This window comes from Pseudomonas sp. SM4 (assembly GCF_051913165.1).
Taxonomy (GTDB): domain Bacteria; phylum Pseudomonadota; class Gammaproteobacteria; order Pseudomonadales; family Pseudomonadaceae; genus Aquipseudomonas.
Genome location: NZ_JBODOE010000003.1, coordinates 527426 through 546425, shown reverse-complemented (window position 1 = coordinate 546425; position 19000 = coordinate 527426). Strand labels below are relative to the sequence as shown.

Sequence of the window (19000 nt, the reverse complement as noted above, 5' to 3'; positions counted from 1 at the left end):
ACACCCCCCCTGTAGGAGCTGCCGAAGGCTGCGATCTTTTGACTTTGATCTTTAGGTGCAAGATCAAAAGATCGCAGCCTTCGGCAGCTCCTACAGGGGATTGAGGTGGATTTGGGGGATTGTTACCAAATCTGCCAAAGGTGTTTATCAAAACCCGCTCTGTTTACCCCCGCCCCAACTCCCTAAAATTCACCTCGCCAACAAGGCAACCGCGATTAACAACGATACAGCCCCCACGAAGGCCGTTAATCCAGCTCTCAAGTAACAACCGCAAACGATGAAGTTCCACACGCAACCCTAAAAAGGTTGCGTGACCCCACTCGACCTCAAAAAGGTAAATTTGAAATGAAAGCTTTATTGGTTCTGGCCCTCAGCAGTCTGTGCGCAACCGCCATGGCAGATGAGGTCCCGACTGATGTCGCCCAGCAACAACCGGTTATCGAGGAATACACTTACTCGACCCACCTGGACATCGCCAACGTTGTATCGATGAGTGAAATTCCGAACGTCTGCGAAGTAGTACCGGCAAAAATGGAGTACGACGACTCCAAAGGTCAGCGCCACATCCTGCGTTACAGCGTCATGGGCAACGGCTGCACCAATTGATGATTCGAGACTGCACCGAATTGGATCTCTCAGCGCAACTTTGAGGGTCGATTCCAGCCCGACTTCGGTCGGGCTCAGTTGTGTCTGGAGTCGTGCAAAAGGCTTGCAAAACACAAGATATAGTGAAAAACGCGGTTTTTTGCTCATTTCTTGAGCAACCAAAGCCTGACGAAAAAATTAATCAAAAAAAATTCTCACGGGCCAACATCCGCGAAAGCCCTGTAAACCCTCGCTCCGACTCAAATCGCCCTCCCGCTCGACCGCCCTGCGCGCTTTCGCCCTCCCCCACGAGCACAATTTTTTCCCTATAATGCCGCCCTAATCGGGTCAGCAATATTCCCTTACAGGGATCAAAAGCCATTCTGAAGCCCCGCAGCAGTGTCCAACACTGATTGCGCCCGTCAGAGGCTCTCGGAAACCCGTACAAAATTCTGTTTGATGCCTGCGTTTAGCTGCTGCAAAGAACGATTCCTTTAGATCCAACGCGGTCTGTACGACCGTGTGAAAAACCAACCAATCAGGTTTCACACGGGCGACAGGCCCTCACGCAGGAGACGACACGTCATGCTGAGCTGGGACGAATTCGACAAAGAAGACAGTGAAGTAGCAACCGTGAAAGGCGCCAACGCCGGCCACGCTACTGAAGCCAACATGGACCGCCTCGACAACGCCGGCGGTGCCGCCGCGATCGAAGCTCGCGCCGTGACCGCCGACGACTCGGCCGCTGTCGCCCGCGCCAAGGCTGCACTGAACTCCCTCGACGTCGCCGAAGGCCTCGCCGAACTCGAAGGCGCCTCCGCCCGTGTCGCCGTTGACGAAAAGCGCATGATCAACTGCCGCGCCGACCTCAACCAACTCGTGCCATTCAAGTACGACTGGGCCTGGCAGAAATATCTGGACGGTTGCGCAAACCACTGGATGCCGCAAGAAGTCAACATGACCGCCGACATCGCCCTCTGGAAAGACCCGGAAGGCCTGACCGACGACGAGCGCCGCATCGTCATGCGCAACCTCGGCTTCTTCTCCACCGCCGATTCCCTGGTTGCCAACAACCTGGTCCTGGCCGTGTACCGCCTGATCACCAACCCGGAATGCCGCCAGTACATCCTGCGCCAGGCGTTCGAAGAAGCGATCCACACCCACGCCTACCAGTACTGCATCGAATCGCTGGCCATGGATGAAGGCGAAATCTTCAACATGTACCACGAGATCCCATCGGTCGCTAAAAAAGCCGCCTGGGGCCTGAAGTACACCCGCTCGATCTCCGATCCGAAGTTCGAAACCGGCACCCCGGACACCGACAAAGAACTGCTGCGCAACCTGATCGCCTACTACTGCGTTCTGGAAGGCATCTTCTTCTACTGCGGCTTCACCCAAATCCTCTCCATGGGCCGCCGCAACAAAATGACCGGCGTCGCCGAGCAGTTCCAATACATCCTGCGCGACGAATCCATGCACCTGAACTTCGGCATCGACGTGATCAACCAGATCAAAATCGAAAACCCACACCTGTGGGATGCTGAGATGAAGGAAGAAGCGACCCAGATGATTCTGCAGGGTACGCAGCTGGAGATCGAATACGCACGTGACACCATGCCTCGCGGCGTACTGGGCATGAATGCGGCGATGATGGAGGACTACCTGAAGTTCATCGCTAACCGTCGTTTGTCGCAGATCGGCCTTAAAGAGGAATATCCAGGGACGACTAACCCGTTCCCTTGGATGAGCGAGATTATGGACTTGAAGAAAGAGAAGAATTTCTTTGAGACTCGCGTGATCGAATACCAAACTGGTGGTGCGTTGAGCTGGGACTAATAGTCTCGCTTGGCACGATTTGACGATTGCTGCCTGAGTCGGCGAGTCGAGAAAGCAAAAAGCCCCGATCTGATCGGGGCTTTTTTATGGGCGATAGGTAAACCTTTTTAGGCCTACGCCACAGCGTTCAATCTCCTACAGCACTTACAGTCGCTTCCCATTGAAGCATGCTGCGAGCACTACTAAGCTCTATCGCAGGTGCCTAAGAAACGCCCAACGTAGAAAGCTTGGTCAGTGACACAGACGTGCAATTCGTCGGTGGCAACTGCTCTGCTCGTTGGGATTTCTTAAGTCCACTCTACGTTGGGGTCAGGCCCTCCCAAAATCCATAACGTAGAGGTCATAGATATGTCTGATCCATGCTCGGTAACCGTCTTCTCTCGCCACAATCTTTTTTTACATGCCCTTCTATGGGAAAACCAGCCTTGGTTTTCCGCCCGCGATGTCGGCCGCTTGATTGGTTTTCATCTGAATGACCGGGTGGTCAATAAGCTAGATAGCGATCAACGCCGCATTATGTGGATTGAGTACTTTCGAGAACCAGAACAGCATCTGATGCTTAGTGAATCCGGGGTGTATGCGCTGCTGGTCTATCACTACGTTCCGGGGAATCGGCTGTTGCGTGAGTGGCTGACCAATGAGGTAGTGCCAACTTTGCGGGATGCTGCAGATTCAGGAGATTCGAATCGGCCAATGTTGAGCTTGTTGGATTGGCCGGAGATGACGTTGAGCTTGCTGCATTGGCAGGATGAGGGCTGGATTCGGCTAAGGGATATGCCTTACCTGTTGAACGATCAGAAGCCACGACGAGCTTCTCTAGAGAAACCCTGGTGGCGACGGGTTGCGCAGGTGTTTCAGTCCTCGAAGCACTCGATGGGCTAGGGATGGGTTTGTAGGATCGCGCAGGATCTGTCGCTTTTTTCTGTAGGATTTTTCGTAGACAGAGGTGATGGCCACTCAGTATCGTCCGAGGGTTTTTAACCCTCGGCGATTGTATGGACACGGATAAAAGTAACAGCGATTGGAGTGAGGTCGAGATTCAGGCGGCAGTCGATGCCTATCTCAAGATGCTTGCACGCGAGCAGAGCGGCCAGAAATTCGTCAAGACTGAGGAAAATCGAATCCTGCGTGAAGGCCCGTTAGCCGGTCGGACTAAAGGCTCTGTCGAGTTCCGGATGCAGAACATTTCTACCGTGTTGGTCGAAATGGATAGAAAGCGTATTGAAGGCTACAAACCTGCCAAGAATGTTGGTGCGAATGTGACGCGTAGCATCCGTAAGGCACTTGACGCTTCTACCGTTCTGACACTTGAAGATTCTGAGCCAACGGCGGACGAAGAATTGCTCGAGCAACGCGCGGCTAAATTTGAGCAAAAGCAATTTGATTACGTCCCCAAAGGGATAAAAACACCTATCCAAACGACTTCGACTAGAAAGGTTTACTTTCGCGATCCTGAATTGAGGGGTTGGGTTCGTCAGCAAGCCGATGGAAAGTGCGAAGGTTGTGGCAAAGCAGCGCCATTTGAAAAGGATGGGAAACCGTTTTTAGAAGTGCATCACGTCAAGCACCTGTCGCAAAAGGGTTCGGACCTTGACACGAATGTTGTGGCGTTGTGTCCCAACTGTCACCAACGTTGCCATCATTCGGACGACAGAGCGGAATTCACTGCTTGGCTTTATGACAACGTTGGAAGACTAGAAAAAGAATAATTGCCGGTTGCCTTGCTAACCGCATTTGCTGGTTTGGGGCAGCTTCGCAGCCCAGCGGGAGCAAGCTCCCTCGCCACAGTTTTTGTGTGCTGCTGAACAATGCTTACCGTGACCGAGAGCACTCTCGAAAACGCACATGGACGAACATCACATGCAGCCACCAACGCAAAATTCGACCACCCCGGGTCAATCCCGACTCCTGACCGCCTCATTTCTAATCGTCTTTTTCTGCCTGCTGCATATGGCCCTACGTATCGTTCAAAAGAACGAAATCATGGCCGTTGGAGCAGTCTGGGTCGCAAATGCACTAACCATGGTGCTGCATGTTATTTACTGGAAGCGTTATGGCCTGTCCGCCGGCTTTAAAATCGCAGTTGTTGTCCAAATCGTCATTACCATTCTGCCCTTCCTGTTTGGCAATCTCGGTTTTTTGGCTGTTCTGTTGATGCTGGGTGGCGAGATCTATTACTAGTAACCCGGGCCGCCGCCCGCTATTAATACCCCTCCCCCCACTCAAGGATCCGAGCCCCACCATGAAATTCGATCTCGCCTACTGCCTCAGCCTCGACGACAAGTTGTCGATCTATGACGTTCGCGATCTCAATTTCGATGAGACGGTGGCCTTCGATTCCGCGAAGGAACACTTCCAGTGCCCCAACGATGCCTGTCGTTCGGCATTCGAGGCTTCCAACGAGTTGGGCACGTTCAACGCCAAGAACGTGAATTATGTGCGCACGCCGCACTTCAAGAATCTGCCCACTACGCAGCATGTGGCGGGTTGTCCGTATGTGAGTTTGAAGGCTTCAGCGTCTGGTGTTGAGACGGCGGATGGCGAGGTGGATGACGGGCGTGAGGAGCACTTCCCATCGGAGTTGTTGCTGACCCGGCGTGAGTATGTGCGCAAGCCCGTCGCGCCAGCGGGGGCGGCGGATGTGTTGCGCGATGATCCGGTTCGAGTGGCGGCGGACAGTGGTAAAGAGTCGGTGAGTCGTGAGTCGGCGCCGGACAAGACCAGTGTGTTTGCGCATCCGGTGGAGTGTTTTGTTTCGAACTTCGCCGACAAGGAGTTGCTCAAGCGCATGCCGTTGAAGGTCGGCGAGCATTCGGCGCCGTACAGTTCGTTCTTCAAGAAGATTGAGTATCTGACGGACAACAAGGGGCTGATTTACTGGGGGCGGATCAAGAAGATCGAGGACTTCCACAGTGCCAGTTTTCGTATCGATTTCGAGGACAAGGTCTGGTTCAAGAAGCCCGAGGACAGTAAGAAGAAGCCATATCCGGTCAGCGTTTATCTGAACAAGAAGCTGATCGACAACTACCGCAAACGCAAGGCGTTTCTGGAGGAGATCAAGCACGCGGCGGATAGCGACAAGGCGTTGTTCTGTTTCTTCTATGGGGTGACGCCGGAGTTGAAGCAGGTGCCCGGCAAGAAGAACCCCGAAAAGCCTTTCGAGGTCTTCAATGCCAATATCGAGAACCTGGATCACTTCATTATTCGTGAAGCGCCGGGGCTGGAGTGACGGTTAGCCCTGGGGCAGTTGCAGTTTGACGGCGCCGGGGTGTTGTTTGACGAGGGAGTACGGCAGGATCGACCAATCGGGTGAATCGCAGTCTCGTTCTATGCGGGCGAAGTACGCTCCGATGTACAAACCTTTTTCGGTGAAGCGCCAGTTGGAATAACCCCAATTGTCTTCATTGGTGAAGTCGCAACTGTCTTCATCTCCGCCGGCCGGTTTCTTCATTTCATCCGGGTACAGCGCGGTGAGTTGTTTGATCAGCCACGGCCCGAAGACTTCGCGTTGATACTTTGAGCGCGCGGCGTCTTCGGCCTCGGTCAATGGCTGGTCACCGCCTCTGTAGCGATCAGCATGAAGGATTGGCTGACCCTCGCCCACCCAGAGTACGTCTTCGAGCGACAACGGATGGCCGGTTTTCACATCGATGTTGAGCGGTGAATCACCGAAGTCTGGGTGCGCACCGCCGCAGTCGTAGCTGGTGGAAATGTTCAGGCTGATGACAGTGGGCGAGATAAATGTCGGGGTGACGCCCTGAAGGAATTCGGCGTAACCGCGACCTCGCAACTGGCAACCGTAATAACTGATGGCCTCGTCCCACAAGCGCCCGAGCAATTGCTGGTTAACCCGTTGCAGATCTTCTTGTGGCATCCCGGATTCGATGCTGAACATGGACATTTTGGTATCAGGCTCTTCCCACCATTGCAGGGAGTAGCCCATGAAGTCCTGCTTTTTACCAGGTTTGAGTTTCAGTCCCTGAAGCCGTAGGTATTCGTAGGGCTCGCTCTTGGGCAACTTGGCGATGTAGGGCAATGCATTCGCTGGCACTTCGGGAAGTGGCGTATCGGTGACCAATACGGGCAACTTTTTGCCTTTCGGATTTTGCCATTCGCCCTTCCAGCCGCCATCAATCTGTTGCAGTTTCAGCGTCGGTAACGGCTTGCCCGGCTCCATACGATCACTGCCCTCTGTGAGCAGCAAGACGTCATTTTTATAGGTGCCGTTAAGCTCTAGATCGCGGTGAAACTTCTCATAGAAGTAGCGACCGGTGACTTGCTCCGGGTCACTGGTGTCGACTTCGAAAACGATCGGCATTTTGCCCAACGTGCCGGTGAACACCAGCCGGTTGTCTTCGGCGTACGCGGTGGATAGCAGCGAGAACAGCACAGCAGCGCAGGTTGCCAGGCGCATCAGTCCCTTGAGCATTGATCGTTCCTTGAAAGAGGCGGAGGCCGCGCCGGCATTTGAGGGCCGGCGCGGATAAATTCGCGGCGATTATGGCGGGGTTGGGGTCAGGAATCGAGGGGCTGCGTTTGAAAGATAGCGCCGCCTCAAGGCAGTTGCAGTGCAACCCCGCCCGGATGTTGTTTGACGAGTGTGTACGGCAGAACGCTCCAGTCCACTGATCCGCAGACCGCCACGACGTGCGCAAATGATGGCTCGATCTTTATGCCCTGTTCCGTGAAGTGCCAACCCGGAAATTGCCAGGGATAGTTCTCGTCATAGCCGCAGTCGTTTTCACCCTCGGGGGTGATGGTCATTTCGGTTGGGTAGAGTTTCAGCAACTGTGCGACCAACCAAGGTGCCAGTTCAGTGGCGCGGTAGTTCGACCACGCTGTCGAAGAGCCGGGTGAGCCCGCGGCGAAATCTTCATATTCCTCGTAGTGCAACGGCTTGCCCTGCCCCACCCACAAAACATCATCAAGGGTCAGAAGCTTGCTTGTCTTGATATCGATGTTGAGCGCGTCGTGGCTTTGATCCGGATAGGCGCCGCCACAGTAATAATCCGATGAAATCCCCACACTCATCACTGTGGACGACATGTACAGTGGCTGGCTCCATTGCGCATAACTTCCAGAACAGCCATAAGACGACAACACTTCGCCCCACAAACGCGCCATCAATTTTTGGTTGATACGTCGACGCTCTTCGAGGGAGTAACCGGTCACCACTTCGAACAGAGAAGTGTCTGTCTTCGGCTCGGTCCACCACTGCAGCGTGTAGCCCATGAAGGTGTCGGTCTTGCCTTTCTTGAGTGTTACGCCTTGCAGCCGCAGATATTCGTAAGGGTACTTGTCGTGAAGTGTGGTGAAAAAGGGCAAGGCATCGTCGGGTACATCGGGGATGACGGCTGGTTCTAACTCGACCTTCAGGACTTTCCCAGCGGTACTCGTCCACTCGCCATACCAACCATGAGTTGTCGGCTGCAGACGAAGGGTCGGGCGCGAGTCTTCCATCCGCGAACCTTCTTCCAGCACCAGTGTTTCCCCGTCCAGGGCACCGTCGAGTGGCAGATCCTTGCGGTACTTCTTATAGAAGTAACGACCTTCTCCAATGCGAGTATTTATTTCGAGGACGATGGCCGCTTTACCCAAGGTGCCCGTGTACACCTGCGCGCCGTTGTCGGCCCACGTTGCAGTCGAGACAAACAACCCCGTCAGAAAAAGAACAGCGAAAAGGCGTAACAGTCCTCGGAACATCACTTCATCCTTGAATAAACGAGCAACTGCTCGCAAAAAGAAGTTGCGGATTATGTCGAGGTTGCGCGGGAGAATCGAGCGCTGTCGCCTTCAACTCAAGCACATGCTGATCATCACCATCAGCAACAGCCCGATGTACACCCGCGCATGCACCCGATCCGGAATCCGCCCGATCCAAGGCGTGGCCAATCTGATTCCCAACAACGAACCCAACGTCAGCAGCGCAAACGCCAGCAAATCCACGTACCCGACAAACCAGGCGCCCAACTCAGCCTGACTGAACCCGGCTAGCGCCATGTACGTCAGCGTTCCCGCCAGTGCCACCGGCACGCTCAGCGGGTTGGCCATGGACGTCGCTTGCGACATGCTCAAGCCGCAACGGCGCAACAGCGGCACGGTCATGACGCTGCCTCCTACACCGAGAAACGTCGCGATGGCGCCGATGCCTACACCGCCTGCGGAAGTTTCCGTGCTGCCAAGTCGGCGTGGGATGACGTCTGCGCTCTGAGTGAGAAATCCGCGCCTGAGCACGCAGTCGACAATGGTCACGCCGAGGTAGGCGATGAACGCGTAGCGAATCACCTCGCCACTGACCCACACCGCCGCTATTGCGCCGACCACTGAGCCCACGGCAATAAACCCACCCAATGGCCACAGGTAATGGCGGATGAGATTGCCGGCGCGGCGATGTTTGTCGGTGGCGATCAGGGCGTTGACGATCATCACGCAGGTCGAGGTGGCGACGGCGATGTGCATTGCCGATTGGCCGATCGGGTCGTCGACGCCGTGGCTGGCGCTGAGTAGACGGTAAAGCAGCGGCACGACGACAAAGCCGCCGCCGAAGCCGAACAGCACGGCGGTGATGCCGGTCATGCAGCCGAAGCATGTGAGCAAGAGGTAGAACATTTCGCGGCGTCCTTTTAGGGAAGGCTCACGAAGATAGAGCGGGACGTCTTGGCCTGCTTCAGCAACTCAGCCAATAATGTTTGCGTTTACGCCAACCCTTGAGAATCGCTCGATGCGCAATGTTTCGATCAATCTGCTGGATGACTCGCCGCGCGCGGTGGTGGCGATCGGCACGGATTACTCCTACGGACATCTGCTGCCGTTTCATACGCACCGACGCGCGCAATTGCTCTATGGCGCGACCGGGGTGATGCAGGTCAGCACCCATGACGGCAACTGGGTGGTGCCGCCGCAACGAGCGGTGTGGATTCCGCCAGGGGTGGCGCATGAGGTGTTGATGCTTGGGGTCAGCACACGCAGCGTGTACATCGAACCGGGTGCGGTGGATTTGGGTGAACGTTGCCAGGTGATCAGTGTGTCGCCGCTGTTGCGGCATCTGCTGATGGAAGCGGTGGAGTTGCCGTTGGTCTATGACGAGGCGGGCCGCGATGGTGTGTTGATCGATTTGCTCCTGCATGAACTGACGCGCAGTGCGCCCCTGCCCTTGCACATTCCACTGCCGGCTGACGGAAAACTGCTGGCACTGTGTCAGAGCTTTCTGCATCAACCCAATGCGCATCAAACACCGCAACAGTGGGCGGACCAGTTGCACGTAAGCTTGCGCACCTTCAATCGACTCTTTCGCCAGCAGACCGGGTTGAGTTTCAGCCAGTGGCGCCAACGTGCCTGCGTGGTGCTTGCGCTGGCCCGACTGGCGGCGGGCGAAGCGGTGACGCGGATCGCGCTGGACTTCGGTTATGAGAGCCCGGCGGCGTTCTCGACGATGTTTCGCCGGGTGCTGGGACAGGCACCGTCCGTCTGGTTGCAGACGGAGAACTAGGACAAATCAAAAAATGCGTTTGATCCCGGCCGAAAACAACTGTACAAAAACACAGTACATTTTCAATCAGCACGCTTGAGCCCGGAGCACACCATGGCCACTTCTGCGATGAACCTCATTCTCGAACATATTGCGCTTTTCCAGTTCACCCCGACGCATTGCGCCCAGGCCCGAGCGATGCTGGGCTGGAGCACCGAACAGTTGTCGCGTGAATCCCAGGTTTCGGTAGAAGACATTCAGCGTTTTGAGGCGCAGCAAGACGTGGCCGATGCGGCGCGTCTGGCACTGGCCTATCGCCTGGAGGCGCAGGGGTTGGTGTTCTTTCCCGGGTTTGCGCCGGGGCGTAAATTGAATCCACAAGGGATGCAGCAGAATGCCGTCGAGCGTGGTGACTTTGCGATGGCTGATTGAAAAGACTGTTTGATATTTATCCCTATATAGGTATATTTTCGCATGAGTGCAAGGAAGCCGCTCTTGTGGGTCTGTAGCAGCAAGAAAGATCTAAAACAGATGCCCATAGAGATACAGGATGTTTTTGGTTACGCATTGGATTTAGCCCAAACTGGCTTCAAGCATCCAGATGCAAAACCCCTGAAAGGATTTGGGGGTGCGGGTGTACTGGAGTTGATTGAAGACTTCGACACCAACACCTACCGAGCCATTTATACGGTTCGTTTCGGCAGTGCAATTTACGTTTTGCACTGTTTTCAGAAGAAGTCGAAGTGTGGAATTAAAACCGCTCAGGCCGACATCGATCTGATCCGAAGCAGACTTCGAGCCGCTCAGGATCATGCGAAAGGATCAGAAAATGATAGAAATTGAACAAGGTAGCGGGAATGTCTACCAAGATCTTGGCTTGCCTGATTCCAGCGAAATGCAGGTCAAAGCCCAGTTGGCGGCAAAGATCGGCGAGATCATCAAGGCACGCCATCTCACTCAAATTCAGGCCTCGGAGATTTTGGGACTTTCACAACCCAAACTATCCGAAATGCTGCGCGGAAAATTTCGCGGTATCAGCGAGGCCAAAATGATGGAGTGCCTTTCTCATCTCGGACGAGATGTGCAAATCGTGGTTAAGGCGGCCCCCCGTTCCCGAAAAGAGGGCCGAATTGAAGTGGTGTTTGCTTGATGCTTAATGTCGTCAGGCCCCCTGCACCACCGCCTCATCAGCGCCGTCAACCGCCAACCACCACGCCTCTCCACGCTGCGGCTGCGCCAGGTTAAACGCCTCGCCCATTCGCGGCGTGGTAATCGAAACACTGCGCTCCCACGCCAGCGCCAGAATCCGGTCGAACGGTTCATGCCAGGCATGCATCGCCAGGTCGAACGTGCCGTTGTGGATTGGAAGCAGCCACCGCCCCTTGAGGTCGAGGTGCGCCTGCAAGGTTTCTTCCGGCTGCATGTGCACGTGCGGCCATTCGACGTTGTAGGCGCCGGTTTCCATCAAGGTCAGGTCGAACGGGCCGTACTGTTCACCGATGCGTTTGAAGCCGTCGAAGTAGCCGCTGTCGCCGCTGAAGAAGATTCGCGTGTCGCCGTCGATCATCACCCAGGACGCCCACAACGTGCTGTTGCCGTCGAACAGGCCACGGCCGGAGAAGTGCTGCGAGGGTGTGGCGACGAAGCGGATGCCGCCGATTTCCGCGCCCTGCCACCAGTCGTACTGACGCACTTGGCTGGCGTCGATGCCCCATTTGATCAGGGTGTCGCCGACGCCCAGCGGGGTCAGGAAGTAAGTGGTTTTCGCGGCCAGTGCCAACACCGCCTGGTAATCGAGGTGGTCGTAATGGTTGTGCGAAAGGATCACCGCTTCGATCGGCGGCAATTGGTCGAGGCTGATCGGTGGCTGGTGAAAGCGTTTCGGCCCGGCCCATTGCACCGGCGAGGCGCGTTCGGCAAAGACCGGGTCGGTAATCCAGAATTTGTCGCGCATTTTCAGCAGCAGTGTCGAGTGGCCGAGGCGGTAGACGCTGTGGTTTGGCGCCGCCAGGAGGTCTTCGCGGGTCAGCGGCTGTACCGGAATCGCCGACGCGGGCCGGGTGTCGCGCGGTTTGTGGAAGATCATGTTCCACATGATTCGAAGCATTTTGCGCAGGCCTTCGCGCTGCACCGGCGCATGATTGCGGAACAGTCCTTGAGCCTGGCGCGAGGCTTCAGGCGTAGAAGCGGAATTGGAATGGGCCATGTCTGAGTGACTCCAGGAGAACCGCACAATTCACGGTTTTCCACGGTGGGACGATAAATGGCCATGGCTGCACGCAGTGGCCGAACATACGGGTTTTTAAGTTGCGAGGACTAACGCAACATTACACTCATCGGTGTAGTTTCTAGGTTGCATCAAACCCGGCGACAAGTAAACTGCCAAGTGTAATTTCATTTTTTCACTGCCGAAGCGTACTTATGACAGCTCCACAGCGACTCACCGACCGCAAACGCGAAGCCATTATTCAGGCGTCGATTGCCGAATTCCGGGCCAATGGTTTCGAGGTCACCAGCATGGACAAGATCGCCGCCACTGCCGGTGTGTCCAAGCGCACGGTGTACAACCACTTCCCCAGCAAAGAAGAGCTGTTCGCCGAGATTCTCAACCAGTTGTGGGCGCGCATCAGCGCCGAGCAGTCGGTCAGCTACAACCGCGATCAGCCGCTGCGCGAGCAACTACGTCAGATGCTGCAGGCCAAGGTGCAGATGATGGCGGACGAGAATTTTCTGACACTGGCGCGGGTAGCAATTGCCGCGACGATTCATTCGCCCGAGCGTGCGCAAAACATGGTCGAGCGCATGGGTGAACGCGAAGAAGGCCTGACGGTGTGGATTCGAGCAGCGCAAGCCGATGGCCGCTTGAAACCGGTTGACCCGGAGTTCGCGGCGCATCAGTTGCAGGGCCTGCTCAAGACCTTCGGGTTCTGGCCGCAGATGTCCATGGGCCGCGCCGCCCTCGATGCCGAGATGCAAAACACCGTGGCCGAATCGGCGCTGGACATGTTTCTGGCGCATTACCAGCGCTGAAACGCGCTCTGAAATCCCCCCTCTCCTGCGCAAGCCCTCCATTAAATGGCTCGGAAGGACACTGATTATTCCCGTTGGAATAAATGACAATGTCCGACAATCGACCGACGGACGGTCGGCCTGAAGAAATATACTGCAAAGTATTTCAGGATGAATTTCGCGCAGGGCCTCATGGAAAACCACCGCGGCAAAGGCTTGTCATTCGCCCGACGCATTTACCTGCCACGGGCCATCGGGCTGGGCGTCGGTTTTTTCAGCGTCGGCGCCGCGCTGTATCCGCTGGGCTTGCCGAGCTGGATCTGGGCATTGCTGTTGTTCAACGGTTTTGCCTGGCCGCATCTGGCTTACCAGATCTCCACGCGTGCGGCGTTCCCCTATCAGGCCGAGCGACGCAATCTGCTCTATGACTCGATGTGCGGCGGTTTCTGGGCCGCGTGTTTCCAGTTCAATCCGCTGACCACCGTGACCATCCTGTCGATGATGACCATGAACAACGTCGCCGCCGGTGGCCATCGATTGTTCGTGTTCGGCGCCCTCGCCCAACTCGCTGGTGTGCTGTCGGGCTGGGCGATCTTCGGTTTCAAATTCAACCTGACAATGACGCAGACGCAAGTCTGGGCCTGCCTGCCGATGCTGACGCTGTACCCGTTGGCGCTAGGCATGGTCTGTTACCAACTGGCGATCAAACTCTCGCAACACAAGCGCGCGCTCAGTGCCCTCAGTCGCACCGACAGCCTCACCGGCCTGCTCAACCATGGCGCGTGGAAAGACCTGCTGCACCTGAAGTTTCAACAGTGCCGGCAACACAACACCGCCGCCACGCTGGCACTGATCGACATCGATCACTTCAAGGGAATCAATGACAGCTACGGGCATATCGTCGGCGACGCGGCGCTGCGCCAGTTGAGCAAGGCGCTCAAACACGTGCTCGATGAATACGAGTTGGCCGGCCGATATGGCGGCGATGAGTTCTGCGTGATTCTGCCGAGCCTGCCGCTGAACAAGGCCGAAGCCGTGATGGAGCAGTTGCGGGAAGCCTTGCAGCGGTATCGCCACCCCGATGTGCCCGAGCTGCGAGTGAGCCTGAGTATCGGTTTGGCGCGGTATCAAAACGTGTACAAGGACGCACTGGATTGGCTGGATGATGCCGACAAAGCGCTGTATACCGCGAAACACACGGGTCGTAACACCATCAGCGTAGCCTTGAGCCGCCCCGTCACTCAGGACGCTGGCGCCTGAAAACTTATACAAAATTGTAAAAAATTACTTTCTTGTACAAGTTTATGAAGTTTTGTATAAGTAGCCATCTGCCAGCCATGGAACGCTGGCATTGAGCAGTCACCGCCGAATGCCACCCTGCGTATTCGGCCTGCAAGCGCGGGAACAGGGACTGAATCACCCACTCGTCCCTTCTTCCAGAGTATTGCGAACATGTTTTTCAACCGTCACAAAGCTGCCCTCGACGAACTCCAGCACACCCTGACCGAACAATCCGGCCTGCTCGACGCGATCAATCGCTCGATGGCAGTGATCGAATTCAATCTCGACGGCGTGGTGCTGCGCGCCAACGACAACTTTCTCAAGACCATGGGCTATGCGCCCGAGCAGGTGATCGGTCAGGCACACCGGCATTTCTGCACGCCCGAATTTGGTCGCAGCGCCCAGTACAATGAGCTGTGGTCACGTTTGAAAAATGGTCAGTTCCAGTCCGGCACGTTTGAGCGGGTCAATGGCCAGGGCCAGCCGATCTGGCTCGAAGCCAGTTACAACCCGATCAAGGATGCCTCGGGCCGTGTGGTCAAAGTGGTCAAGTACGCCATGGACGTGACCGCCAGGGTGCAGCAGGAAAGTGACGCCAATGCCAGGTTGCAAGCGATTGACCGGGCGATGGCGGTGATCGAATTCAATCTCGACGGCAGTATTCTCACGGCTAATCAGAATTTTCTGACACGCATGGGTTACACCCTCGCCGAGCTCAAGGGCAAGCATCACCGTTTGTTCTGCACCGCCGCGCTGGTCAACAGCAGCGCCTATCAGGATTTCTGGCGACGCTTGAACCAGGGCGAATTTTTCCACGGGCAATTTGAGCGCGTCGACAAACGCGGGCAAACGGTGTGGCTGGAAGCCAATTACAACCCGGTCTACGACGCTGCGGGGCGGTTGTGCAAAGTGGTCAAGTTCGCCTCCGACGTCACCGCGCGGGTCGAGCAACACGAACAAGATGCACGCAGCGCCAGCGCGGCCTATCACATCTCGGTGGCGACGCGAAAAGTCGCCGAGCAAGGCACTCAGGTGATCCAGCAGGCCGCCAGTGAAATGCGCGAAATCGCCGATGACATCGCGCAGTCTTCAACCTTGATCGCCCAGCTGGGCGAGCGCTCCGAGCAGATCACCGCCATCGTCAACACCATCCGCGCGATTGCCGATCAGACCAATCTGCTGGCGCTCAACGCCGCGATCGAGGCCGCGCGTGCCGGTGAGCAGGGTCGCGGTTTTGCCGTGGTCGCGGACGAGGTGCGGCAACTGGCGGCGCGCACCAGCGGGTCGACCGCCGAGATTTCCAACATGATCGGTTTGATCCAGAGTGAAACCCGCCAGGCGATCAAGAGCATGGACGGCACCCGAGGTCGTGCGGCGGACGGCGTCGAGTTGGCGAATCAGGCGGGGACGGTGATTTTGCAGATTCGTGATGGCGCCAGTGAAGCGGTGGAGGCAGTGAGCATGTTTGCCAACGAGCGAGCGCCGGGGTGATGTCGGGGGCAGCCAGGTAGATCGCGTCGCCGCCATCGTTCTGTAGGAGCAAGGCTTGCCCGCGAAGAGGCCGCCCACCACAACGCAGGGCTATAGTGACTACACGTCCACGCCCTGCCGAGTACCTCATGACCACTGAAAAACCCGCATCACCTGAAACCGCCCCCGTCGATCACCTGCGCTTCCACCGCCCCCACGCCCACCTCGCCACCACCTTCGGCAACGACACCTTCGCACTGCGCGCCGAGGCGTTTGCACGGTTCTTCGGCACGCCGACGTTCCTCGGTGCGCAAACCTTGATCGTGCTACTGTGGGTCAGCCTCAACGTCTTTGGCGTGACCACATTCGACGTCTACCCGTTCATCCTGCTGAACCTCGCGTTCAGCCTGCAATCGGCCTACGCCGCGCCGCTGATCCTGCTCGCCCAAACCCGTCAGGCCGCGCGCGACAAGGCGCAGGCGGACGCCGACGCGCTACACCGTGAAGCCCTCGCGCAGGCCAACACCGAGCGTCAGGCCCAGGCCGCGCAGAACACCGCGCAGCTGCTCGAACTGCTGCAACAGAACACCCGCCTGACCGAGATGACCAAGAGTCTGACCGAACGCATCGAGAATCTCACCAGCGAGATGCATCAGCACATGAAGCAAAACCCGCAACGCTGATCAGGGCAAGCGTAATGCCCGTCCGAGTTCATCGAACAACGTCACCACCGAGCGCAACGCCCGACAGTCCGGACGGGTCAGCAACCAAAGCGCCGTGTCATAACCGTGCAGCGGTTCGCCCAAGGCTTGCAAACCTTCGCTGATCAGAAAGTCCGGCAGTGCCGCTACACCCAACCCGGCGCGCACCAGTTCGGTGACGGACAACATGCTGTTGCAGCGATAACTCGGAGTGACACCGGGCAATTGCTGGCGGCGCCAGGCGATCGTCGGGTGATCGGGCAGGAAGTCGTCCGGGGCAATCCAGGTGAGCGCGGCCAGATCCGTCGCATCGACGTTTTGCAGATAACGCGCACTGGCGCAGACCCGGTAGGAAATCTTCGCCAATTGCCGTCCGACCAGGTGTTCTGGCGGTGTCCGCGTCAGGCGCAAGGCAATGTCGGCGTCGCGGCGGCTGAGGTTGGCGAAATCGTTGGACGTGCTCAATTCGATCGTCAGCGCCGGGTAGTTGGGCATGAACCGCGCCAGCGCCGGCAGCAGCAAGCTTTGCAATACCGAATCGGTGCAGGTCAGGCGCACCGTGCCGCTGATCACTTCACCGCCCTGCTCTACCCCGATGCGCGCAGCGTCGAGCGCCTGCTCGGCGCGTTCGGCCTGTTCGGCGAGGGTTTGCGCGAGCGTGGTCGGCAGGTACCCGGCGCGACTTTTTTCGAACAGTTGCTGGCCGAGGGACGCTTCGAGGCGCCGCACCGCACGAAACACCGTCGAAACGTCTACTTTCAACAGCTGCGCAGCGCGGGCCAGAGAGCCGCCGCGCACCAGGGCGAGGATCAGGGCCAGATCGGGATAATCGAGTTGATAGTGCGTCGCTGCATTGATCACTTGGGGAAACGCCAATATTGAGTGCGTGGACGCCAATCTATAGTGAGCATCGGCAGCCGACAATCGCGTTCTCTCTGAGCCAGACTCAAACCCTGTGGTGAGGGGATTCATCGATACATTCAAGATAAGGAATTCACATGGACGCTGTTTCCATCGCCCTGATCGGCGATTACGACCCGCAAGTGACTGCCCACCAGGCCATCCCGGTGGCCCTCGGTCTTGTCGCCGAACACTTCGGCCAGACGCTGCAATTGGAATGGCTGGCCACTGATCAGATCCACGCCGATACACCGCTGCAACACTTCGACGGCTTCTGGTGTGTCCCCGCCAGCCCGTACAAAAGTGAAGCCGGCGCCCTGCGCGCAATCCGTTTCGCCCGCGAGCAACAACGCCCGTTCCTTGGCACCTGCGGCGGTTTTCAGCATGCCGTGCTGGAATATTCCCGCAACGTTATGGGCTGGGCCGATGCCGAGCATGGCGAGACGTCGCCCGAATCGGCAAGGGCGCTGCTCACGCCACTGACTTGCTCGCTGGTCGAAGCCGTCGACGGCATCCATCTGCGGCCCGGTTCGTTGATCGCCAACGCGTACGAAACGTCCGATATTCATGAAGGCTACCGCTGCCGCTATGGCGTGAATCCGCAGTTCGAACGCGAGTTATTGAGTAATCGACTACAGGCTGTGGGCCACGATCGCTCAGGGGATTTGCGCGCGCTTGAACTCAAGGGCCATCCGTTTTTTGTCGCGACGTTGTTCCAGCCGGAACGCGCCGCGCTCAAAGGCCAGATGCCGCCGCTGGTGCGGGCGTTTGTCGAAGCTTGCAGGGGGCCGCGCTGATGAAGCCAGAGGGCGATTATTTTGCGGTGATCTTCACCTCGACCCGCACCGAGGGCGACAACGGTTATGCCGAAGCGGCAGCACGCATGGCCGAGCTGGTGCGCGAACAACCTGGTTTTGTCGGAGTGGAGTCGATTCGCGGGGCCGACGGCGTCGGCATCACCGTGTCGTACTGGCAGAGCGAGGCGGCGATTTTGGCGTGGCGACAGCATCCTGAGCATCGGTTGATCCAGGCGCGCGGGCGCGAGATCTGGTACTCGGCGTTTCATACGCGGGTGTGCAGGGTTGAACGCGAGTATGCGTTCGTGAGTTGAGTGTCATCGTGTATTGCGGGGCCCCCATCGCTGGCAAGCCAGCTCCCACAGGTTCTGTGAGCGCCGCCAATCTCTGTGGGAGCTGGCTTGCCAGCGATGGGGCCCTGCCTGTCACCGCAGATTCTCAGCCGTGCACCAGACTGCGCTGCGCCACAATCTCCGGCACTTCAACCTTCTGCATATACACCCGCAACGGTTCGGTGATGTTGATGCGCTCATCAATATTCTGGTCCAGCAGCAACTGGATTCGCTCTCGTTTGAGCGTCATGGTCTGCTCTGATGCCTGCGCCCAGACAAATTCACGGGTAGGCATGATGCCGTGATCGGCGACGTCCATGCCGAACGAATCTTCGCTGAAACGCACGATGTATTGATTGGTTTTACGGTTGAGGCCGACAAAGCCTTTGAGGTCGTCGGCGGCCTGGCAGATAAGTTGGGAGGTGATGCGCATGGTAAACCTCACGAAAAAGGATCGATGGTTTACACGCAGGGCAACTGTACGGCGCGCCCTCTGCCGGGACGTCTGCCGAGGGCAAGCGTACTGCAAACGGCGACACAAAAGTGCAGGAAAAAACGCTTTTAATACGTTTATGTCGGTCTGGCGATAGCACGCAATCGTTTCAATTGTTAAAAGGTACG

Annotated in this window: 22 protein-coding genes; 16 read left to right on the top strand and 6 right to left on the bottom strand. The window is 57.1% G+C overall.

Going from position 1 to position 19000, the window contains the following annotated elements; all coding sequences use genetic code 11:
* Positions 1-345 precede the first annotated feature (345 nt).
* From ACQ4MY_RS08200 to ACQ4MY_RS08175, 6 genes are all read left to right on the top strand, one after another.
* Positions 346-606: a DUF2790 domain-containing protein gene (locus tag ACQ4MY_RS08200; RefSeq protein WP_008084846.1), complete on the top strand. Its 261-nt coding sequence runs from the start codon at positions 346-348 to the stop codon at positions 604-606.
* Positions 607-1170: 564 nt separating this feature from the next.
* The gene (locus ACQ4MY_RS08195) at positions 1171-2421 is read left to right on the top strand and encodes a ribonucleotide-diphosphate reductase subunit beta (protein ID WP_008084848.1); all 1251 of its coding nucleotides are present in this window, start codon (positions 1171-1173) and stop codon (positions 2419-2421) included.
* Positions 2422-2769: 348 nt separating this feature from the next.
* On the top strand, positions 2770-3303 hold the full coding sequence (locus tag ACQ4MY_RS08190; RefSeq protein ID WP_440094730.1) for a BRO-N domain-containing protein: 534 nt from the start codon (positions 2770-2772) through the stop codon (positions 3301-3303).
* A gap of 113 nt (positions 3304-3416) precedes the next feature.
* The gene (locus ACQ4MY_RS08185) at positions 3417-4130 is read left to right on the top strand and encodes an HNH endonuclease (protein WP_008084852.1); all 714 of its coding nucleotides are present in this window, start codon (positions 3417-3419) and stop codon (positions 4128-4130) included.
* Positions 4131-4266: 136 nt separating this feature from the next.
* Positions 4267-4602 (top strand): hypothetical protein, encoded by a 336-nt coding sequence (locus ACQ4MY_RS08180; RefSeq protein ID WP_440094728.1) that lies wholly within the window; start codon positions 4267-4269, stop codon positions 4600-4602.
* 61 nt (positions 4603-4663) lie between these two features.
* Positions 4664-5650, top strand: coding sequence for a hypothetical protein (locus ACQ4MY_RS08175; RefSeq protein WP_440094726.1), 987 nt, complete (start codon positions 4664-4666; stop codon positions 5648-5650).
* Positions 5651-5653: 3 nt separating this feature from the next.
* Here ACQ4MY_RS08175 and ACQ4MY_RS08170 read toward each other — a convergent pair whose 3' ends face one another.
* The 3 genes from ACQ4MY_RS08170 to ACQ4MY_RS08160 all read right to left on the bottom strand — a co-directional run bounded on the left by ACQ4MY_RS08170 (position 5654) and on the right by ACQ4MY_RS08160 (position 9030).
* The gene (locus ACQ4MY_RS08170) at positions 5654-6850 is read right to left on the bottom strand and encodes a hypothetical protein (RefSeq protein ID WP_440094724.1); all 1197 of its coding nucleotides are present in this window, start codon (positions 6848-6850) and stop codon (positions 5654-5656) included.
* A gap of 125 nt (positions 6851-6975) precedes the next feature.
* A complete protein-coding gene (locus tag ACQ4MY_RS08165) occupies positions 6976-8124 on the bottom strand; it encodes a hypothetical protein (protein ID WP_440094722.1) in 1149 nt (382 codons plus the stop codon).
* A gap of 90 nt (positions 8125-8214) precedes the next feature.
* Entirely contained in the window at positions 8215-9030 is an 816-nt protein-coding gene (locus tag ACQ4MY_RS08160) for a sulfite exporter TauE/SafE family protein (RefSeq protein ID WP_440094721.1), read from the bottom strand.
* A gap of 112 nt (positions 9031-9142) precedes the next feature.
* Between ACQ4MY_RS08160 and ACQ4MY_RS08155 the strand changes: the two genes are divergently transcribed.
* The 4 genes from ACQ4MY_RS08155 (at position 9143) to ACQ4MY_RS08140 (ending at position 11039) form a co-directional block, all read left to right on the top strand.
* The gene (locus ACQ4MY_RS08155) at positions 9143-9910 is read left to right on the top strand and encodes an AraC family transcriptional regulator (protein ID WP_440094720.1); all 768 of its coding nucleotides are present in this window, start codon (positions 9143-9145) and stop codon (positions 9908-9910) included.
* Positions 9911-10003: 93 nt separating this feature from the next.
* Positions 10004-10321: a hypothetical protein gene (locus ACQ4MY_RS08150; protein WP_008084866.1), complete on the top strand. Its 318-nt coding sequence runs from the start codon at positions 10004-10006 to the stop codon at positions 10319-10321.
* 42 nt (positions 10322-10363) lie between these two features.
* Positions 10364-10732, top strand: a complete 369-nt coding sequence (locus ACQ4MY_RS08145) for a type II toxin-antitoxin system RelE/ParE family toxin (RefSeq protein WP_045123223.1) — start codon at positions 10364-10366, stop codon at positions 10730-10732.
* The gene (locus tag ACQ4MY_RS08140; protein WP_440094718.1) at positions 10719-11039 is read left to right on the top strand and encodes a helix-turn-helix domain-containing protein; all 321 of its coding nucleotides are present in this window, start codon (positions 10719-10721) and stop codon (positions 11037-11039) included. The genes ACQ4MY_RS08145 and ACQ4MY_RS08140 overlap by 14 nt, the downstream gene beginning before the upstream one ends.
* Positions 11040-11051: 12 nt before the next feature.
* Here the strand turns inward: ACQ4MY_RS08140 and ACQ4MY_RS08135 are convergent, their stop codons facing one another.
* Positions 11052-12095 (bottom strand): MBL fold metallo-hydrolase, encoded by a 1044-nt coding sequence (locus ACQ4MY_RS08135; protein ID WP_440094717.1) that lies wholly within the window; start codon positions 12093-12095, stop codon positions 11052-11054.
* A 215-nt stretch (positions 12096-12310) separates the two neighbouring features.
* On the opposite strand from ACQ4MY_RS08135, the gene ACQ4MY_RS08130 reads away from it, so the two are divergent.
* From ACQ4MY_RS08130 to ACQ4MY_RS08115, 4 genes are all read left to right on the top strand, one after another.
* Entirely contained in the window at positions 12311-12919 is a 609-nt protein-coding gene (locus tag ACQ4MY_RS08130) for a TetR/AcrR family transcriptional regulator (protein ID WP_440094715.1), read from the top strand.
* Positions 12920-13090: 171 nt separating this feature from the next.
* Positions 13091-14158 (top strand): diguanylate cyclase, encoded by a 1068-nt coding sequence (locus tag ACQ4MY_RS08125; RefSeq protein WP_440094713.1) that lies wholly within the window; start codon positions 13091-13093, stop codon positions 14156-14158.
* Between the two features lie 192 nt (positions 14159-14350).
* Positions 14351-15670: a methyl-accepting chemotaxis protein gene (locus tag ACQ4MY_RS08120; RefSeq protein WP_008084876.1), complete on the top strand. Its 1320-nt coding sequence runs from the start codon at positions 14351-14353 to the stop codon at positions 15668-15670.
* Positions 15671-15798: 128 nt separating this feature from the next.
* A complete protein-coding gene (locus tag ACQ4MY_RS08115; protein ID WP_440094711.1) occupies positions 15799-16332 on the top strand; it encodes a DUF1003 domain-containing protein in 534 nt (177 codons plus the stop codon).
* On the opposite strand, the gene ACQ4MY_RS08110 is transcribed toward ACQ4MY_RS08115, so the two are convergent.
* Complete coding sequence (locus ACQ4MY_RS08110; RefSeq protein ID WP_440094770.1) at positions 16333-17211, bottom strand: LysR family transcriptional regulator; 879 nt, start codon at positions 17209-17211, stop codon at positions 16333-16335.
* 137 nt (positions 17212-17348) lie between these two features.
* Between ACQ4MY_RS08110 and ACQ4MY_RS08105 the strand changes: the two genes are divergently transcribed.
* The gene (locus ACQ4MY_RS08105) at positions 17349-18047 is read left to right on the top strand and encodes a CTP synthase C-terminal region-related (seleno)protein (protein ID WP_440094710.1); all 699 of its coding nucleotides are present in this window, start codon (positions 17349-17351) and stop codon (positions 18045-18047) included.
* The gene (locus tag ACQ4MY_RS08100; RefSeq protein ID WP_158833065.1) at positions 18047-18361 is read left to right on the top strand and encodes an antibiotic biosynthesis monooxygenase family protein; all 315 of its coding nucleotides are present in this window, start codon (positions 18047-18049) and stop codon (positions 18359-18361) included. The genes ACQ4MY_RS08105 and ACQ4MY_RS08100 overlap by 1 nt, the downstream gene beginning before the upstream one ends.
* A 124-nt stretch (positions 18362-18485) precedes the next feature.
* Here the strand turns inward: ACQ4MY_RS08100 and ACQ4MY_RS08095 are convergent, their stop codons facing one another.
* On the bottom strand, positions 18486-18812 hold the full coding sequence (locus ACQ4MY_RS08095; protein WP_440094707.1) for a DUF2025 family protein: 327 nt from the start codon (positions 18810-18812) through the stop codon (positions 18486-18488).
* Positions 18813-19000 lie beyond the last annotated feature (188 nt).

Bases quoted from the DNA above. Each gene is read 5' to 3' on its own strand.
- ACQ4MY_RS08100 (WP_158833065.1), top strand. From the start codon at position 18,047: ATGAAGCCAGAGGGCGATTATTTTGCGGTGATCTTCACCTCGACCCGC.
- ACQ4MY_RS08180 (WP_440094728.1), top strand. From the start codon at position 4,267: ATGGACGAACATCACATGCAGCCACCAACGCAAAATTCGACCACCCCG.
- ACQ4MY_RS08165 (WP_440094722.1), bottom strand. From the start codon at position 8,124: ATGTTCCGAGGACTGTTACGCCTTTTCGCTGTTCTTTTTCTGACGGGG.
- ACQ4MY_RS08130 (WP_440094715.1), top strand. From the start codon at position 12,311: ATGACAGCTCCACAGCGACTCACCGACCGCAAACGCGAAGCCATTATT.
- ACQ4MY_RS08200 (WP_008084846.1), top strand. From the start codon at position 346: ATGAAAGCTTTATTGGTTCTGGCCCTCAGCAGTCTGTGCGCAACCGCC.
- ACQ4MY_RS08105 (WP_440094710.1), top strand. From the start codon at position 17,349: ATGGACGCTGTTTCCATCGCCCTGATCGGCGATTACGACCCGCAAGTG.
- ACQ4MY_RS08190 (WP_440094730.1), top strand. From the start codon at position 2,770: ATGTCTGATCCATGCTCGGTAACCGTCTTCTCTCGCCACAATCTTTTT.
- ACQ4MY_RS08175 (WP_440094726.1), top strand. From the start codon at position 4,664: ATGAAATTCGATCTCGCCTACTGCCTCAGCCTCGACGACAAGTTGTCG.
- ACQ4MY_RS08185 (WP_008084852.1), top strand. From the start codon at position 3,417: ATGGACACGGATAAAAGTAACAGCGATTGGAGTGAGGTCGAGATTCAG.
- ACQ4MY_RS08155 (WP_440094720.1), top strand. From the start codon at position 9,143: ATGCGCAATGTTTCGATCAATCTGCTGGATGACTCGCCGCGCGCGGTG.
- ACQ4MY_RS08125 (WP_440094713.1), top strand. From the start codon at position 13,091: ATGGAAAACCACCGCGGCAAAGGCTTGTCATTCGCCCGACGCATTTAC.
- ACQ4MY_RS08135 (WP_440094717.1), bottom strand. From the start codon at position 12,095: ATGGCCCATTCCAATTCCGCTTCTACGCCTGAAGCCTCGCGCCAGGCT.
- ACQ4MY_RS08150 (WP_008084866.1), top strand. From the start codon at position 10,004: ATGGCCACTTCTGCGATGAACCTCATTCTCGAACATATTGCGCTTTTC.
- ACQ4MY_RS08095 (WP_440094707.1), bottom strand. From the start codon at position 18,812: ATGCGCATCACCTCCCAACTTATCTGCCAGGCCGCCGACGACCTCAAA.
- ACQ4MY_RS08120 (WP_008084876.1), top strand. From the start codon at position 14,351: ATGTTTTTCAACCGTCACAAAGCTGCCCTCGACGAACTCCAGCACACC.
- ACQ4MY_RS08140 (WP_440094718.1), top strand. From the start codon at position 10,719: ATGATAGAAATTGAACAAGGTAGCGGGAATGTCTACCAAGATCTTGGC.
- ACQ4MY_RS08115 (WP_440094711.1), top strand. From the start codon at position 15,799: ATGACCACTGAAAAACCCGCATCACCTGAAACCGCCCCCGTCGATCAC.
- ACQ4MY_RS08195 (WP_008084848.1), top strand. From the start codon at position 1,171: ATGCTGAGCTGGGACGAATTCGACAAAGAAGACAGTGAAGTAGCAACC.
- ACQ4MY_RS08145 (WP_045123223.1), top strand. From the start codon at position 10,364: ATGAGTGCAAGGAAGCCGCTCTTGTGGGTCTGTAGCAGCAAGAAAGAT.
- ACQ4MY_RS08160 (WP_440094721.1), bottom strand. From the start codon at position 9,030: ATGTTCTACCTCTTGCTCACATGCTTCGGCTGCATGACCGGCATCACC.
- ACQ4MY_RS08170 (WP_440094724.1), bottom strand. From the start codon at position 6,850: ATGCTCAAGGGACTGATGCGCCTGGCAACCTGCGCTGCTGTGCTGTTC.